At 36.5% G+C, this 18055-nt stretch carries 16 protein-coding genes; 3 read left to right on the top strand and 13 right to left on the bottom strand.

From position 1 onward, the window contains the following. Positions 1-3: 3 nt before the first annotated feature. The 4 genes from FCI53_RS00205 to FCI53_RS00220 all read right to left on the bottom strand — a co-directional run bounded on the left by FCI53_RS00205 (position 4) and on the right by FCI53_RS00220 (position 5809). On the bottom strand, positions 4-465 hold the full coding sequence (locus FCI53_RS00205; RefSeq protein WP_138414633.1) for a flavin reductase family protein: 462 nt from the start codon (positions 463-465) through the stop codon (positions 4-6). Positions 466-646: 181 nt separating this feature from the next. Further along, complete coding sequence (parC, locus tag FCI53_RS00210) at positions 647-3100, bottom strand: DNA topoisomerase IV subunit A (RefSeq protein ID WP_138414635.1); 2454 nt, start codon at positions 3098-3100, stop codon at positions 647-649. A gap of 63 nt (positions 3101-3163) precedes the next feature. Next, positions 3164-5122, bottom strand: coding sequence for a DNA topoisomerase IV subunit B (parE, locus tag FCI53_RS00215; protein ID WP_138414637.1), 1959 nt, complete (start codon positions 5120-5122; stop codon positions 3164-3166). Positions 5123-5389: 267 nt separating this feature from the next. Continuing rightward, positions 5390-5809: a CoA-binding protein gene (locus FCI53_RS00220; RefSeq protein ID WP_138414639.1), complete on the bottom strand. Its 420-nt coding sequence runs from the start codon at positions 5807-5809 to the stop codon at positions 5390-5392. Between the two features lie 152 nt (positions 5810-5961). Here FCI53_RS00220 and plsY point away from each other — a divergent pair, with 152 nt between their 5' ends. The 3 genes from plsY (at position 5962) to yidD (ending at position 7848) form a co-directional block, all read left to right on the top strand. Further along, on the top strand, positions 5962-6546 hold the full coding sequence (gene plsY, locus FCI53_RS00225; protein ID WP_138414641.1) for a glycerol-3-phosphate 1-O-acyltransferase PlsY: 585 nt from the start codon (positions 5962-5964) through the stop codon (positions 6544-6546). A gap of 121 nt (positions 6547-6667) precedes the next feature. Continuing rightward, positions 6668-7597, top strand: coding sequence for a GTP cyclohydrolase FolE2 (folE2, locus tag FCI53_RS00230; protein WP_138414643.1), 930 nt, complete (start codon positions 6668-6670; stop codon positions 7595-7597). An 11-nt stretch (positions 7598-7608) separates the two neighbouring features. Next, the gene (gene yidD, locus FCI53_RS00235) at positions 7609-7848 is read left to right on the top strand and encodes a membrane protein insertion efficiency factor YidD (RefSeq protein WP_138414645.1); all 240 of its coding nucleotides are present in this window, start codon (positions 7609-7611) and stop codon (positions 7846-7848) included. Between the two features lie 161 nt (positions 7849-8009). On the opposite strand, the gene FCI53_RS00240 is transcribed toward yidD, so the two are convergent. The 9 genes from FCI53_RS00240 to acnA all read right to left on the bottom strand — a co-directional run bounded on the left by FCI53_RS00240 (position 8010) and on the right by acnA (position 18023). Beyond that, positions 8010-9476: an MFS transporter gene (locus tag FCI53_RS00240; protein ID WP_246049973.1), complete on the bottom strand. Its 1467-nt coding sequence runs from the start codon at positions 9474-9476 to the stop codon at positions 8010-8012. Positions 9477-9537: 61 nt separating this feature from the next. Beyond that, positions 9538-10659 (bottom strand): 5-methyltetrahydropteroyltriglutamate--homocysteine S-methyltransferase, encoded by a 1122-nt coding sequence (locus FCI53_RS00245; RefSeq protein ID WP_138414647.1) that lies wholly within the window; start codon positions 10657-10659, stop codon positions 9538-9540. A gap of 399 nt (positions 10660-11058) precedes the next feature. After that, on the bottom strand, positions 11059-11364 hold the full coding sequence (locus tag FCI53_RS00250) for a hypothetical protein (protein ID WP_138414649.1): 306 nt from the start codon (positions 11362-11364) through the stop codon (positions 11059-11061). Between the two features lie 2 nt (positions 11365-11366). Then, entirely contained in the window at positions 11367-11786 is a 420-nt protein-coding gene (locus FCI53_RS00255) for an acyl-CoA thioesterase (protein ID WP_138414651.1), read from the bottom strand. 1 nt (position 11787) lies between these two features. After that, positions 11788-14082 carry an AAA family ATPase gene (locus tag FCI53_RS00260; protein WP_138414652.1) on the bottom strand — a complete coding sequence of 765 codons (2295 nt, stop codon included), beginning with the start codon at positions 14080-14082 and terminating at the stop codon, positions 11788-11790. Positions 14083-14409: 327 nt separating this feature from the next. Beyond that, positions 14410-14646, bottom strand: a complete 237-nt coding sequence (gene tlp, locus FCI53_RS00265; protein WP_138414654.1) for a small acid-soluble spore protein Tlp — start codon at positions 14644-14646, stop codon at positions 14410-14412. 13 nt (positions 14647-14659) lie between these two features. Next, positions 14660-14803, bottom strand: a complete 144-nt coding sequence (locus FCI53_RS00270; RefSeq protein WP_138414656.1) for an acid-soluble spore protein N — start codon at positions 14801-14803, stop codon at positions 14660-14662. Positions 14804-15011: 208 nt separating this feature from the next. After that, complete coding sequence (locus tag FCI53_RS21985; protein ID WP_342774154.1) at positions 15012-15158, bottom strand: FbpB family small basic protein; 147 nt, start codon at positions 15156-15158, stop codon at positions 15012-15014. 147 nt (positions 15159-15305) lie between these two features. After that, positions 15306-18023, bottom strand: coding sequence for an aconitate hydratase AcnA (gene acnA / locus FCI53_RS00280; protein WP_138414658.1), 2718 nt, complete (start codon positions 18021-18023; stop codon positions 15306-15308). Positions 18024-18055 lie beyond the last annotated feature (32 nt).

The raw sequence follows: 18055 nt of genomic DNA on the forward strand, positions 1-18055 counted from the left end.
CTATCAATCATTCAGTTCTTGATAGCTACCGCCATAATATAACAACGGATCTCCTTCATTCACTTCTATACCAGTTACTTTACCGAAGAAAACCATATGATCTCCAGCCTCGACTTTATTGTATAAACTACAAGATATAGTTACTAACGAATCTTGTAATACCGGGACCCCATTTAAATGGGTATAAGCAATATCTTGGTTTTTTTCTAGCTGTTTTGCAAACAGCATGGAATGTACTTTTTGCTTCGATGACAAGATGCTAACACCAAATTGTTTCGTCTTCTGTAATATAGTATACATAGTAGCTTTTTTATCGATTGAAACCGCAATTAATTTGGGGTCTAGTGAAACAGACATAAATGCATTCACCGTCATTCCATATGTTTCCTTATTATAATCCGTTGTCACAACTGTTATGCCTGTTGCAAATTTCCCCATTGCATCTCTAAAACGACGACTATCCATAAATCGTAATGTCTCCTTCTTGTTAAACTTTCTTTTACAATATCATTATTTATTATTTTATTGTACTAACATGCCTCAATGATCCACAAGTGACCTCTTAAATTGCGCTAACTACACAAATACCAGTCAATACAAAGGCTATTTAAAAAAAGAGATGGATACCCCCATCTCTTTTTTTAAATTATTTATTTTCTTTCAAATCAAATACTTTTTGATAATTTGCAGTCTCCCAAACTTCAACAACCTCACCTTGCTGGTCAGAATCAACTAGATAGGATCCATTGCTATAGCGATCGCTCTTTGCTAACTCTAATGGGTATACCGTGTGAATATCTCCTGTTGTTGTTTTAAACTGAAGGGTATCATCTTCGTTTACTAATGAGAAACCAACCACCCGGTGTGGTTTGCGTTTTAATTCACGTAACATAACTAAGCCACGATTTGCTCGTGATGATTTTTCAAATTCATTCAGTTTCATCCGTTTACAAGCACCACGTTGTGTTAGTAACACTAGATCAGGATTATCCATTAATTCATCAAATACAACTCCATTAACAACATATTCGCCATCTTTTAACTTAATCGCTTTTAAGCCTGCAGCCCGTTGCCCTACTGTTGAGACTTCTGATTCACTATACCACAAACCATACCCCTTATTTGAGGCAATAAATATATCCCGATGGCCGTCGGTTACATGTACATTTTGTACCTCGTCATCATTTTTTAAATTAATCGCAATTAATGCTTTCGAGTAACGTTGCGCTTCATATAATTTCAACTCACTTCGTTTTACCATGCCGTTTTTGGTAAAAAAGATTAGATATTTGTCATCTTCAAATTCTCGAACAGGGATAGCTTTTACAAACGTTTCATCTTTATCAATCGTTACAATATTTGATATATGTTGACCTAAGTCCTTCCACCTTATATCAGGCAATTCGTGAACTGGCGCAAAAATATACCGACCCTTGTTCGTAAATAATAACAATTTATCTGTTGTATTTATTTCATGAAGAGCAATTAAATGATCTTCATCCTTAATAGCAAAATCTTCCCCATTAGATGCTGCATAAGAGCGAAGACTAGTTCTTTTTATATAGCCATCCTTCGTAACAGAGACAAGGACATCTTCACTAGCTACCATTACTTCTAAATTAATCTTAAGTTCTTCTATTTTTTCTTCGACGACTGTTTTACGTTCATCTGCATATTTCCTTTTCAATGCTTTTAGATCCGTTTTTATAACATGGGATAGTTTACTTTCATTGTTTAAAATTTCTTCTAATTCACTTATCTTTTCTTGTAATTGTTTTGCTTCTTGTTCTAATGACGTAATATCGGTATTGGTTAGTCGATATAATTGCAAATTCACAATTGCTTCTGCTTGTTCTTCCGTAAAGCCATACGCTTCTTTGATTCGTTTCTTTGCGTCTGCTTTATCTTTAGATGCACGAATCGTTGCAATTAGTTCATCTAAAATGGAAATAGCTTTCATAAGCCCTTCGACAATATGGGCACGTTCTTTAGCTTTGTTCAAATCATAACGGGCTTGTCTTGTTACAACTTCTTTTTGGTGTGCGATGTAGGCTTCAAGAATAGAGGACAAACTCAATAACTGTGGGGTTTTATCCTTTATTGCAACCATATTGAAGTGATACGTAATTTGCAAATCGGTATTCTTATATAAATAATTCAGAATCCCTTCACTATCTGCTTCTTTTTTTAACTCTAGCACAACACGAAGCCCTGTACGGTCTGTTTCATCACGCACTTCTGCAATTCCTTCTACTTTACGGTCAATCCGCAGTTCATCCATTCGCTTTACTAAATTCGCTTTATTTACATCAAAGGGGATCTCATCAATCACAATTTGTTCGCGATTGCCGCGGACCGATTCAATTTTTGCCTTCCCCCTTACAACAACTTTTCCTTTACCAGTTTTATATGCTTTTTTAAGACCATCAATTCCTTGAATAATCCCACCCGTGGGAAAATCAGGGCCTTTAATGACATCTAATAATTGATCGACCGTAACATCAGGATTATCAATCTTCTTTATTACCGCATCAATGACTTCTCCTAAGTTGTGAGGTGGTATATCGGTTGCATATCCCGCAGATATACCTGTTGATCCATTCACTAACAAGTTTGGGAATTTTGCTGGTAATACAACAGGTTCGTCAATTGTATCATCAAAGTTAGGGATGAAATCGACAGTTTGCTTTTCAATATCGCGAATCAATTCAGATGAAATACTGGATAATCGAGCTTCCGTGTAACGCATTGCAGCTGGGGGGTCCCCATCTACACTACCATTATTACCATGCATTTCAACCAACACATTCCGTACTTTCCAATCCTGACTAAGTCGAACCATTGCCTCATAAACAGAGGAGTCCCCATGCGGGTGATAATTACCGATAACGGTACCAACTGTTTTAGCTGATTTACGAAAGGGTTTATCATGCGTATTTCTTTCTTCATGCATCGCATATAAAATGCGTCGTTGTACCGGCTTTAAGCCATCACGGACATCAGGTAAAGCCCGGTCCTGAATGATATATTTACTGTACCTTCCAAAACGATCACCAATCACGTCTTCTAAAGGTAAATCTAAGAAATTTTGCTGTGACAAAACACGTCCCCCTTTTTCTACTTAGAGAAATCTCCATTTTCATTTCTTTTAGATGACTAAGTATTAATCATCTGACTGTATATTCTCATTGTCGATTATATTGGTTTCCTCATCTAAACCAAACTCGACATGGGATTCGATCCATTTTCTTCGTGGTTCAACTTTATCTCCCATTAATGTCGTGATCCTTCGATCCGCTCTTGCGATATCATCGATCTTCACTCGAATTAACGTTCTACTATCAGGACTCATCGTTGTTTCCCATAGTTGATCGGCATTCATTTCACCAAGCCCTTTATACCGTTGCAACACATAGCCGCTTTTGAGTTCTTTGATCGCTTCTTTCATTTCCTCTTCATTCCAAGCATACTTAATGTTTTCCTTTTTCCCTTTTCCTTTAGAAATTTTATATAAAGGTGGAAGTGCGATATAGACTTTTCCAGCTTCAACAAGTGGTCGCATATATCGATAAAAGAAAGTAAGTAATAGTACTTGGATATGGGCACCATCGGTATCGGCATCGGTCATAATGATGACTTTATCATATTGAACATCATCTAAGTTGAAATCACCGCCGACACCTGCTCCAATGGTATGAATAATTGTTGAAATTTCCTCGTTTTTAAATACATCTGTTAGTTTTGCTTTCTCTGTATTAATAACTTTACCTCTCAGTGGTAATACAGCTTGGAATTTTCGATCTCTTCCCTGTTTAGCTGAACCACCAGCAGAGTCACCCTCTACCAAATACAATTCATTCTTCTCTGCATTTCTTGACTGAGCAGGGGTTAATTTTCCACTGAGCAAGGCATCTTTTCGTTTTTTCTTTTTACCTGACCTAGCATCTTCACGAGCTTTCCGAGCCGCTTCACGGGCTTCTTTTGCACGGATTGCCTTTTTTACTAACATACTAGCAATATCTGGATTTTCTTCTAAGAAATAAGATAATTGTTCTGAAACAACAGAATCAACTGCTGAACGCGCCTCAGATGTTCCTAATTTCCCTTTTGTTTGTCCTTCAAATTGTAACACTGCTTCTGGAATCCTTACTGAAACGATAGCAGTAAAACCTTCCCGAATATCATTACCTTCTAAATTTTTATCTTTTTCTTTTAACAGACTTGTTTTTCTTGCATAATCATTGAATACACGTGTGATGGCGGTTCGCGCACCGGATTCATGTGTCCCTCCATCTTTTGTTCGCACATTATTAACAAACGACAACATGCTTTCCGCATATCCATCATTAAATTGAAAGGCGAAATCAATTTCAATTTCTTGGTGTTCTCCTTCAAATGAAACAACTGGATGCATCGTATCCTTTTCTTCATTTAAATATGCAACAAACGATTTTAAACCGTCAGGAAATTGAAAAGTATCATGATTGTCATCGCGTTTATCGAGTATGTCTATTTGTAATCCCTTCAACAGAAATGCCGATTCTCTTAACCGTTCTGATAATGTTTCATATTGATAATGCGTTGTCGAAAAGATATTGCTATCTGGTTTAAAATGTATAACAGTACCAGTCTTTCTTGTGTTTCCCTTATGTTCTAATGTCGTTACTGGAACCCCGCCATTTTCAAATCGTTGCACATATTTATTTCCATCACGGTAAATGGTTACTTCTAACCATTCCGATAAAGCATTTACTACCGACGCACCTACACCGTGCAAACCTCCACTCGTTTTGTATCCACCTTGACCAAATTTACCTCCAGCATGCAATACAGTGAAGATGACTTCTGGCGTTGGGCGTCCTGTTTTATGCATTCCCGTTGGCATCCCTCTCCCTTTATCCTCAACGGAGATGCTATTGTCTTTATGAATCGTAACCGTGATCACATCACCAAAACCTGCCAGCACTTCATCCACCGCATTATCTACAATTTCAAAAACAAGGTGATGCAACCCGCGAGCATCTGTACTACCAATATACATCCCAGGCCTTTTTCTTACTGCTTCTAACCCTTCTAATACCTGAATCGAATCATCTGAATAGTTTGTTGTCTGTTTAACCAATCGATACCTGCCCCTTTCTAATTGAAAGCCTATCTAGTTCACCGTACATTTTTTACAATCATTTTTGATTAAGTTTAAAAAAGAATAAATAAGATCTATCATTCATAGTAGAACAAACGTTTGTTTATGTAAAGATGCTTATGCTCCTGTTCTATTGTAGCTTGTTTACGATAAATCACAATGGTTGATTTTTGTATAATGTAACTATATATTATAGCCCAAACAAAAAAATCCCTGCAAAAACAGAGATTTTTCTTTATACTTCAGCTATTTTCCTATCATAACCGAATGCGCTACTTTAATGCAGGTATCCATGATGACGGTAAAATCGTGATCAATTAAAAAATCATTCGCTTCATCATTTACGATACCTTGCTGGGCCCAAAAGACTCTTGCATCTGTTTTTACTGCTTGTTCTGCGATGTTTGGTAAGTGTTCTGATCGTCTGAACACATTAATAATATCAAATGGTTCTTTTACATCAACTAATGAAGGATAAGCTTTTTCACCTAGTACTTCGTCAACCGTAGGATTAATTGGAATAATGCGGTAACCTACTTGTTGCATGATCTTGGCAATCTGATAAGAAGTTCGATCAGGATTATCTGACAACCCTACTACTGCAATTGTTTTACTACTTTCCAAAACATCTTTGATTACTTGTTTTGCTGGATGCTGATAAGTCATTGAATCGCTCCTTTACATTTTTCAATATGCGACATCCACTACGACGCATTAACATAATCATTTAAAAATATACAAAAAACAAAGTTAGTATACTATCTGTGTAAAGTTCGTGATAGAATAAAAATACAAGTTTTTTAAAAAGGAGTTACATTATGGATTACCTTATACTGGCAATTATATCATATTTACTAGGATCTATACCATCAGGTTTAATTGTTGGTAAGATTGGATACCAAACAGATATTAGAGAACATGGTAGCGGAAACCTTGGTGGAACGAATACATTTCGTGTTCTTGGGATTAAAGCAGGCTTAATTGTTACAATCGCTGATATCCTTAAAGGAACACTAGCAACAACCTTACCACTGATGTTAGTTTGGAATCATGTAAACCCGTTGGTGATCGGGTTGTTTGCAGTGGTTGGGCACATGTATCCTATATTCGCCAAATTTAAGGGCGGGAAAGCTGTTGCAACTTCCGGCGGCGTCATTTTAGGTGTTAGCCCATTACTATTTATCATTATGCTCGTTACCTTTTTTATCATGTTATATGTATCAAAATATGTATCATTATCTTCCATGATAACAGGTGTTGTAGCGGTTATTGTAAGTCTTATTCAACAACAAATGGGACTAGTCATTGTTACGTCGCTACTAACGATTTTTGTATTTTATAGGCATAGGGCAAATATAAAACGGATTATGAACAAAACAGAACCTAAGATAAAATGGATGTAAACTAGAATCAATTTTTTGATTCTTGTTTTGCTTCTTGGTTACTTAAGTTGAATAAATTGAAAGATTTGTGAAACTTAAGTATACTTTGAATAATTGAAAGGGATGGAAGGAGTAAGTCAAAATGGATAAAACAATCGTTTCAAATAAAAAACAATTACCAACAAAAGCAGAACGTCATAAGCTATTTGGATCTGTTGAACCTGGACCAAAAACAAAACCCATCGAAAAAGAAGGGATGGCAGATTTACAAAATACTAGAAAAGATTTTTTATTTGATATTGATGCGGTTGGGATCACCAATGTGAAACATCCAATTCAAATAGAAAGTGATATGAAACCAACCAAACAAACAACGATTGCTACCTTTGAATTCACATCTTCTATTAATAAAGATAGTAAAGGTACCAATATGAGCCGTTTTACTGAACAACTGAATCATTATCATAATTCTGATTTTATTATAAATATACAGTCACTTAAGATTTTTGTGAAAGAGTTAGCTGATCGTGTGAAACAGTCAGATGCCACGATTAAAGTAACTTATCCATGGTTCTTTGAAAGAAGAGGACCGTCATCTGATTTGGCAGGCATGAACCATGCAGATGCCTCCATTAAAGTAGCCTATGATATCAACAATGGGTTCGATATCGACGTATCATTAACAGGTACAATTACTACATTATGTCCTTGTTCAAAAGAAATTAGTGAATATAGCGCACACAATCAACGCGGTAATGTCTCGATGACCGTAAAATTAAATGATGATTTTGATGAGGATCAAGTTGATTGGAAAGTAGCATTATTAGAAGCTGCCGAAAGTAATGCTAGTGCTAGAATACATCCAGTTCTTAAACGACCTGATGAAAAAATGGTCACGGAACAAGCATATGAAAATCCTCGATTTGTTGAAGATATCGTACGTTTAGTTTCTGCTGATCTGTATGAACTACCATTCGTCGATAAGTTTTCCGTTTCCTGTCAAAATGAAGAATCGATTCATCTACATGATGCAGTTGCATCGATTACTTATGACAAACGTGAAGAGGATTAGGTTGATCGTCTATGAAACATCTATTTATCTTCATTATCAAATTCTACCGGAAATGGATAAGCCCGATCAAACCGCCTACATGTAGATTTTACCCAACATGTTCTCAGTACGGGTTGGAATCCTTTCAACGTTTTGGTTTTTTAAAGGGATTTTACCTTACAACAAAACGAATCTTAAAATGCCACCCATTTCACTCTGGAGGGTTTGATCCAGTTCCAGACAAGAAAGAAAATGGAGAGACTGTCAAATGATAACTAATCCGCTTATCATGGAGAAAACATCCTATCTCATAACAAATCAGACTTTTACCACGAAAAACCGCTTGAATTATATAAATTCAAGCGGTTTTTCTATATACTATTGAAAACGATGATTTTCCCAAAGAATCCTTTCCACCATCTGTTTCAACCTCCTACGCACTTTTGCCAACAACAGCAGTTACGGTGGATTTACTCGTTATAGCGATCACCAAGACTAAACCGACAGCCATTATGGCACCATCTAGTAATAGCGCCATGCCCCAATTACCAGTTTGATCACGGATGGCACCTGAAATAACAGGTGCTAGTACAGCCCCAATTTCTGCAATTAAATTTAACATACCGAACATGGATCCTTTGCTTTCTTCCGGTGTCAGATCAGATGCTAATGCATGGGCTACCGGCTGTAACGCAAAGAAAAATAATCCTGATACAAATAAAATAACAGACATAACAACTGGATGACTATAACCCATCATTACGTATGCAGCAAAAACAAAAATCAGCACGGTTAATACTGCTGTTAATACAACGAGCACATTGCGACGACCATTGACACGGTTAGCCATTAAGTCCGAAATTTTACCACCAATTGGAAAACCGATAATCCCGGCAACCCCATTAAAGGAAGCAACCAATGCAGCTGACATTAAGGCACCGCCTCCAAAATCTTGAACAATGGATACTGACCAGAATCCATAAAACCATAAATGCCACATTACCGGAATAAAAAATATATAAAGAAATAGGAGATTTTTATTTGCCAGTAGCGGTTTGATTTCGGATTTCTTCGTTACGTATAAATACAGAATTAACAATGGACATAGCATGACAAGGATACATGCAATGGCCACTTCAGATAAATCCAGACGGACAGAAACAAAATAAATTCCCATTATAATAATTAAAAAAACTACAGAATAACCGGACATATACCCTAACGTCTTTCCAAAATTAGCTTTGATACCAGGTGAGGACTTGTCTGCCTCTTTAACTGAGTCTGTTTTCGGCTTTAGGAATAAGTATAAAATCAATCCTATAATCAACGTCAGCAAACCTGTTACATAGAAAGGAAAACGCCATGCTTCAACACCCATGAAGGGTTCGGCAATCGTTAACAAATATGGTATTCCCAATAATCCTGCCGTTAATCCAATCGATACACCAGTCAAAACAACCCCCATTCCAGTACCAACTTTGTTCGCCGGTGAATGGTAAGCGATATAGGATCGATCATTTGAATAAAATACACCTTCTCCAAGTCCTAACAGCACACGAAATATAATGAATGCGATCAATCCGCCAACCAATCCAGTAAACAATGTTGCAATACCTGCCCAGAAAATACTGCATACAATTACAGCTCGATATCCAAATTTGTCTCCAAAATAACCACCCGGAAACTGCATAAGCATAAATCCAGCAAAAAATAAGCTACCGATTAAACCACCAATAACATGAGGATTATCTACATCTGCAAAAAAAGACACCTCATTTTCAATCATGAATGTGATAATTGGTCCAGCTGCTGTTCGGTCAATATAAGAAATAACCCACCCCAATAGTAGTAATCCCCAAATCGTATGATATCTCTGCCATTTTTCTTTCACTTTTGTCATAACTATACCATTCCTTTCCATGAACATCTTTTCTCACAATTTTAGGAAAAACTTAATTGTTTTACCTCCAAACATCTTCAGCAATTTTCACCACATGACGTATTTTTTCCCATTGTTGTTCTTCTGTTAGGTCATTTCCATCCTCCGTGGAAGCAAATCCGCACTGTGGACTCAAACAAAGTTGCTCCAGTGGCACATACTTGCTCGCTTCCTTAATTCTTGATTTAATAAGATCTTTGTCCTCCAATTCTCCAAATTTCGAGGTGATTAAACCTAATACGACGTATAAATCCTTGCGTTTAATTTTACGTAACGGTTCGAACCCTCCAGAGCGTTCATCATCAAACTCTAGAAATAACCCGTCAACATTTAATCCATTAAAAATTATTTCAGATAATGCTTCATAACTTCCGCTAGCCATATAGGTGGATTTGTAGTTTCCTCGACAAATGTGCATGGTCACAAGCAAATCATTCGGTTTATTGGCAATAGATTCGTTAATGGCTCGCGCACACAAGTTAGCAATTTTTTCAGGGTCTTGACCTTTACCTTTCATTAGTTCCCTTCCTTGTTTAGAAAAGAAAATCGCCCAAGAAGTATCATCAATTTGTAGATACCGGCACCCTTCTTCATAAAGGGATTGAATAACACCTTGATAAGCTATAATTAGATCATCCATTATTTCTTCATCACTTTGGTAAATCCCCTTCTGAAAATCTCCTCTAAAGTAAAGCATATTAGGACTTGGAATAGCGAATTTCACAACCGCATCTCCCGCAATGCTTTGCAGAAATTTAAAATGCTCGATCATGTAATGGTCACTAAATGAAATCTTATCTGTTACTTTAAGTCCGCGTTTTCTTGTTTCTACTCCAGTAAACTGTAGTCCTTTTTCTGGAGTGTAACCCTCAACTCCATCAAAGCCTTCCCAAAAATCAAAATGCCACCAACTACGACGAAATTCTCCATCTGTCACTACTTTTAGTCCTGCTTCCTTTTGTCTTACTACGAGCTGGGTAATTTCCTCATTCTCGATTTGACGTAATTGCTCTGTTGTAATAGCTCCTGTTTCTTTCTGTGCACGCGCTTTTTTCAAACGTTCAGGACGCAAAAAACTCCCTACATGTTCAGCCCTAAACGGTGCCAATACGTTTGTGTGATCTTGAGACTTAATCATTTCCATTCCCCCCATTTGTTTTAATTGATGAAAAACAGCTAATCAGACGGCCACTCAAAATAATCCGCCCACGAAATAATTTCCGAATATTAGGAAAACTCAACAAACATTTATTTTCCTAAGACAATACCAGTATGGTTATTAAGTTTTCACCTTTTTAATGTAAAGTAAGTGTATCATTGAAAAGCAGCCATAGCATAGTATATATAATCTATCACTTGATATAGTCTTAAGCTATATCAAGAATGAGATGTTTTATCAACAAAACGATAAGTTTGTTCGTTATAACTAAGAGTGTTACGGTTTATGTACACAAATTAGCATACCAAACAATAATTAGTTTGGTATGCTAGTTAACTTATTCATTCAATTTTCTCTACCACTAATCAATAGATAACCTCTTCACTATTCATATAGATGGAATCTATCAAGTTGATCCCATTGTGCTTCAGCTCTTAATATCTCCTTCTGCTTCTCCCCTAATAAATCAAAATGCGGATAATTCGGATCATGGTGAATCCATTTCGGATCTAAATGATATCTGTTTCCCCATTCCATTAATTTATCAATATCTGCACATCCGACTTTTGTTACAGTTTTACAGTCCGGGAACCTTGGATCTAACCAATAGTGAGTTAAAAAAGCAATTTCTCCATTGGCTACTTTTTGTTTCCACGAGATTAACTCACGTCGTTTCAAGCCAAATGCCATGACTACCCCTCTTTCATAGCATTTGTATATGCTTCATGCCAATCAGGAAACGACCTTCTTAAAGAGACAGGTCGGAAACTATCCTTTTTAACAACAACGTGTTTACTTGTACCAGTAACGGCTACTTTTTCATTTTCACCAATGATTTGATAGCCATAAGTCGTTCTTAGTCCATCATACTCCTCAATCCACGTTTCAACATAAGCATCTTCTCCATAACGAATTGGTTGCTTAAAATACATATGAGCATCGACCACAGGAGAAACAATTCCGTCTTGCTCCATATCTTGATACTTAAATCCTAGTTCCTCTATAAAAGCTGTGCGACCAATCTCAAACCACACAAGATAATTGGCATGGTACACAACGCCCATTTGATCTGTTTCCTGGTACCTGACTTTAATTGGTGTTCTAACTTTCATTTTATTTGCTCCCCCTTGTAGCTTCCCACGCTTTTTGAAAGTCCTCTTTATTTAAGCTATTACTAATTTCATTACTAGTACTTTCATCGATCCGTAGTGCTTGAAATTGGACCGCTTCATCAACTAAGTTGACTACAAAACGAGCATTACCATCAATACGATTCTTATTAAATTGTTCGGTTAAATAATCGGTTGCTTCATCTTCGAGTTGATATTGATAGGATTCGATATGGAACTTCGTAATTTCCAGCAATTCATCTGAACGATAATTTTCAAAAGTGAAATATTTCTTAAATCTAGATTCCAACCCAGGATTACTATGAATAAATTGTTCCATTTCATCCTCATACCCAGCAAGAATGACCACTAAATTTTCGTTATGTTTGGTCATTTCATCAACAAGTGTATCGATTGCTTCTTTTCCAAAGTCTTTTTCACCACGATATAACGAATAAGCCTCATCAATAAACAGGACACCACCTAATGCCTCTCGAACTTTTTGTTTCGTTTTAATAGCAGTTTGTCCCACATAACCTGCTACTAAATCACTGCGAGATGCCAGTACGAAGTGGCCTCTTTTTAGTAGCCCGCATTCTTTTAAAATTTGCGAGTAAATCTTTGCCACCGTTGTCTTCCCTGTTCCTGGGTTTCCTGAAAATACAGCATGTAATTGTACAGGAACTGGAGGTAAACCTTTTTGTTTACGTTGTTGTTGAACCCTAACAAAAGAGGATAATTTTTTAACTTCTTGCTTAATATTGGCTAATCCTATTAGTTGATCGAGCTGTTGCAATGGTTGCACATCATTTTCTTGCTGCTCCATAAAATCAAGGTCATTTGTATCGATCTTCATGTGTTGTAGCCAATTTTCATTTGGGTTAATTGTTTCCTTGGCACCTTTCTTGAAAATGGCTTTAAGAACAAGATCTCTTACTGTTCTTGCATTACCAAATGATTCATCTACTCGCGATTTTTCAATTAAGCCTTCAAATTTATTTAATGCCTCATCGGTAAAGAAATAATCATTTTCTAATGCAGTTTTTTCGGCAATTTGCAACAACTCATCCATTTGGAAATCTGGTAAAGCAATATGATTTTGCTCAGGAAAACGACTCCGCAATCCTGGATTAGCCCATAAAAACTGTCGCATTTCCTCGGGATACCCGGCTAACATGACAGCGAATTGATTTGCATATTCCTTACTTGTCATACTGGTTACCAATGTATCAATAACAGCTTGACCATAATCATTTGCCGTTTGCCCTTCTCGTTTCAAACTGTAAGCTTCATCAATAAACAGTACCCCTCCAACTGATTGTCTTACATAATTAAGGGTATTTTCTTCACTCTGCCCCATATAAGAACCAACCAAATGAGATCTATTTACCTCTGTTACGTGATTGGTACTTAGTAAACCTAACTCGTGATAAATGGAAGTAAGTAATCTCGCTATCGTTGTTTTACCTGTTCCTGGATTTCCCGTAATAATCATGTGAATTCCTGGCTCATCCACCATATGAAAACCTAGCTTTTTTCGTTCTGTCTGATACTTTAAATAATGATAATATTGTCGGATATATTGCTTCACTTCTTTTAATCCGATCATTTCGTCCAATTGTTCTAACGGACTCTTGTTATCATGAACCGTAAATGCGTCAGGTAAAGCTTGATAAAATTCAATCATCAATGCTTCCATATTTTTAACTTGCTGATTTAGTGTTTGAACAGGTGTATTTGATTTACGATTCGTAATCGCCTCAATAGTTTCCTCTAGTGTTTCGGCTAAAGATTGTAATTGTTTTTCAATTTTTTGAAACAGCAAATAAAGTTCGCTTTCCGTATTTTTCTCCGCAATGACACCTGTTTCACTTTTCTTTTCTAATACGACTTCGATTTCTTCAAGTAATTCTTTACTCTTTTTTAGCTTTACTTGATCAAAGTCAGTTTCTCTTATCGACCACTCGGCAAATACATCAATTTGCATGCTGGAATAAAAGTTAAAATATGACTTTAAATTTTTTAATTCATTTAAAACAACGGATGTAGAATCATGAAAAGCAGCCTCTTGTAATAACGTATCAGTTATTTTATTATCATTAAAGTTTCTTTGTAATCGATAATAAGCTAACATGGTATATAGTATAGAGATTGTAGATGAATCTATCTCGATGATGTCTTGTTTACTTTTATCTAAAAGCCTAAGAATTTCTATCTCTTTAAGTGGTGGTATATCATGGATGGAATCCCACTCCACTATTTCTTTTTCTAATTCTTTAAGCTTTTTTATATTTTTCATTGCAATCATCCCTTCTGTGCCTTTTACATTTTACCATAGTTAAATACCTAAGTTTATTAAATTGCATTTGAACAATTGGTACAAGCTTGATTGGTAAGGTGATGAAGAGACCTTATAGATAACAATTCTCGCCCCTTGTTGCCCTTGTTAAATCTAAAATGAAAAATGTATGTAAATAAAGTACCTTGAACCACTTAGATGAAAACAAATGAAAGTTCACTCCCACTTAAACATCTCTGTTTCCTTTCATGGGGAGTCTTGCGGACTGTTGCACCGGGCGAGACTAAATATTAAAAAGCCCTCTTACTCAGAGGGCTTTTAAAATTATTATCGATCCTGTTGATCATGATATTCATCTTTAATTTCTTGACGCATTGCTTGAATCGATTCTTCACGTCGTGCATTTTTAGCTTTAATTTTTTGTTTTTCGTCTTCTGAAGCAAATTGCATCGTTTCGTGTGAAGCTTCAATATTTTGAATAGTATCTTGTACCATGTTTTGTAACTTTTCTACGTTATCAGAACGATCATCCGGATTTGGACGTTGATTTTGCTGATGACTCATGCGATAAACCTCCCTATTTCCCTTTTGTTTGAATAACCTTAGGCTGTTCATTTGATTTCATCGACATTTTTTTACCTTTATTACCGCCGGCTTCTAACGGTTGCGTACCTAAATGACTAGGTCGAAAATGTTGCGAATCTTTTTTTGGATTACCCAAGACAAACATCCCCTTTCTATAGTGGATGACAAGTTTATTATTTGCTACCTTGAACACCTTATACCCTTGATCACATATTGCGAGAGAATTCATCGTTTCCAATGCTATTGGAATAAAAAAACCGACATCATTTCTAATGAATGTCGATTTTTCATATCCCTATTTTTTGCACCGATATAGTGACCAATACATAAAAATGTTAGGATGATCATGTTTCTTGTTGGAAGGATTGGTTGTATTTTTGATCAATTTTTTCTTCAATTTCACTCATAATTTGATCATCTTTAAGTATTTCATTTCTATTTTCTTGAACAAGTTCTTCGAATGTTGGCTTTCTTCTTAATCCGATGATAATCCTCTCCTTTAATAAAAGTTGCTTATTTTAAGGATTACCACTTTTCAGAAAAGTATAAGTGTTAGTATTAAAATCAAAATAAAAATCGAAATGTCTCACAATTGCATAATTAAAAGGACAGCTGATGACAGCTGTCCTTTTTTTCTCTTAGTTCGCAACTTTACTATCTAATTTATTACGTAGTACCATTTGTAAAATACCACCATGACGATAGTAGTCAATTTCGACTTCACTATCAAAACGAGCAATTACTTTAAATTGTGTTTTGTTTCCTTCTTCATCGGTAGCCGTTACGTTAATTAAATCGTGTGGTTTAACATCTTCCGTAATCTCTACATCAAATGTTTCTTGACCTGTTAAACCAAGCGATTCAGCACTGTCTCCGTCTTGGAACTGTAAAGGTAATACACCCATCATTACTAAGTTAGAACGGTGAATACGTTCAAAACTTTCAGCAATTACTGTTTTAATTCCGAGTAAGTTTGTTCCTTTAGCAGCCCAGTCACGAGAACTTCCCATCCCGTAATCTTTACCAGCTACTACTAATGTACCTGTACCATCTTCTTGATACTTCATTGCAGCATCATAAATTGGCATAACTTCTTCTGTTGGCCAGTACGTTGTATAGCCACCTTCTGTACCAGGTGCTAATTTATTTTTAATACGGATGTTTCCAAATGTACCGCGCATCATCACTTCATGATTACCACGTCGGGAACCATAAGAGTTAAAGTTTCGTGGTGAAACATTTTTCTCCTGTAAATACTTACCTGCAGGCATGTCTTTTGCAATTGCACCAGCTGGTGAAATATGGTCAGTCGTTACCGAATCACCGAATTTACCAATTGCACGAAGTCCTGATAATGATTCGACTTTTCCTGCATCTTTTGACAACCCTTCAAAGAATGGTGGGTTTTGAATATAAGTAGACTCACTGTCCCATTTGTATAATGGTTCATCTGTTGTCTCAATTTCATTCCACTTCTCATTAGATTTGAATACTTCTTCATACTCTTTACGGTAAATTTCTGGTGTAACAACTTTGGCTACTTGTTCTCTGATTTCATCCATTGTAGGCCAAATATCATCAAAGTAAATCGCATTTCCATCTTTATCTTGACCAATTGGTTCTGTTTTCAGGTCAACATCTACACTACCTGCTAGCGCATAAGCGACAACTAATGGTGGAGAAGCCAAGTAGTTTGCTTTCACTAATGGGTGAATACGACCTTCAAAGTTACGGTTACCAGATAATACAGAAGAAACTGTTAAGTCATTGTCTGCAATTGCTTTTTCAATTTCTTCAGAAAGTGGTCCAGAGTTACCGATACATGTTGTACATCCATAACCAACAAGGTTAAATCCTAATTTATTTAGATAAGGCATTAACCCTGAATCATCCAAGTAACGCGTAACTACTTTAGACCCTGGAGCTAATGACGTTTTAACATAAGCAGGTACTTCTAACCCTTTTTCCACTGCTTTTTTAGCAAGAAGACCAGCACCTAACATTACGTAAGGGTTAGATGTGTTTGTACAAGAAGTAATCGCTGCGATTGCAAGTGCACCTGTTTTCATGACAGATGTTTTACCACTTGGATGCTCAACTTTTACTTCCTTATCAAACTCACTCTCATCTAAACCAAAGCCTTGGTTACCTGCTGGAGCAGTTACCGACTTATTAAAAGATTCTTTCATCTTAGATAAAGGAATAAGATCTTGCGGACGCTTAGGACCAGATAAGTTCGGCTCTAATTCAGAGAGATCAATTTCCACTAATTCGGTGAATTCTGGATCTTTTTGATCTGGTGAATACCAAAGATTATTTTCTTTACAATACTTTTCAACAAGTGCAATGTGATCTTCACTACGTCCAGTCAAACGCAAGTAGTTAAGTGCTTCTTCATCAACTGGGAAGAAACCACATGTCGCACCATATTCTGGAGCCATATTTGAGATCGTAGCACGGTCAGCTAGTGGCATATCCTGTAACCCAGGACCAAAGTATTCAACAAACTTACCTACCACTTTTTTCTCACGTAGTACTTGTGTAACTTTTAGTGCTAAGTCTGTAGCTGTCGTCCCATTAGGGAAACTTCCAGTAAATTTAACACCGATTACATCTGGTGCAGGGAAATAAGATGGCTGTCCAAGCATTCCAGCTTCTGCTTCAATACCACCAACACCCCAACCTAGTACACCTAAACCGTTAATCATTGTGGTGTGGGAGTCAGTACCGAATAATGTATCAGGATATGCATCATATTCACCATTGTCATTTTCTTTCGCATGCACGACATTTGCAATATATTCTAAGTTTACTTGGTGCACAATCCCCGTTGCAGGTGGTACTGCACGGTAATTATCAAATGCCTTTTGTGCCCAGTGTAGAAACTCATAACGTTCAGCATTACGTTCGAATTCCAATTCCATATTCGCTCTAAATGCATCACTTGTTCCATATTTATCCACTTGGACAGAATGGTCAATAACCAAGTCAACTGGAACTTCTGGATTAATTGAATCTGGTGAACCGCCCATATCTACCATAGCCTTACGCAAGGAAGCTAAGTCTACTACGGCAGGTACACCGGTAAAGTCTTGCAAAATAACTCGAGATGGCTTAAACGGAACATCTTTACTTTCTGCTTGTCCCCATTTCGCAAGGCCTTCAACATGCTCATCTTTAATTACTTTTCCATCATATTGACGAATTAATGATTCCAGTAGAACACGGATGGAAAAAGGTAAACGTGAAATGTCACCTATCCCCGATTCTTCTAACGCTTTAAGTTGGTAATAATTGTACTTTTTACCATTCAATTCAAATTGTTTTTTTGCCTTGAAAGTATCATTGTTTACCATGAACGTTACCCCCTTTTTTAATTTAAGATCGT

Source organism: Aquibacillus sediminis (genome assembly GCF_005870085.1).
GTDB lineage: Bacteria > Bacillota > Bacilli > Bacillales > Amphibacillaceae > Aquibacillus_E > Aquibacillus_E sediminis.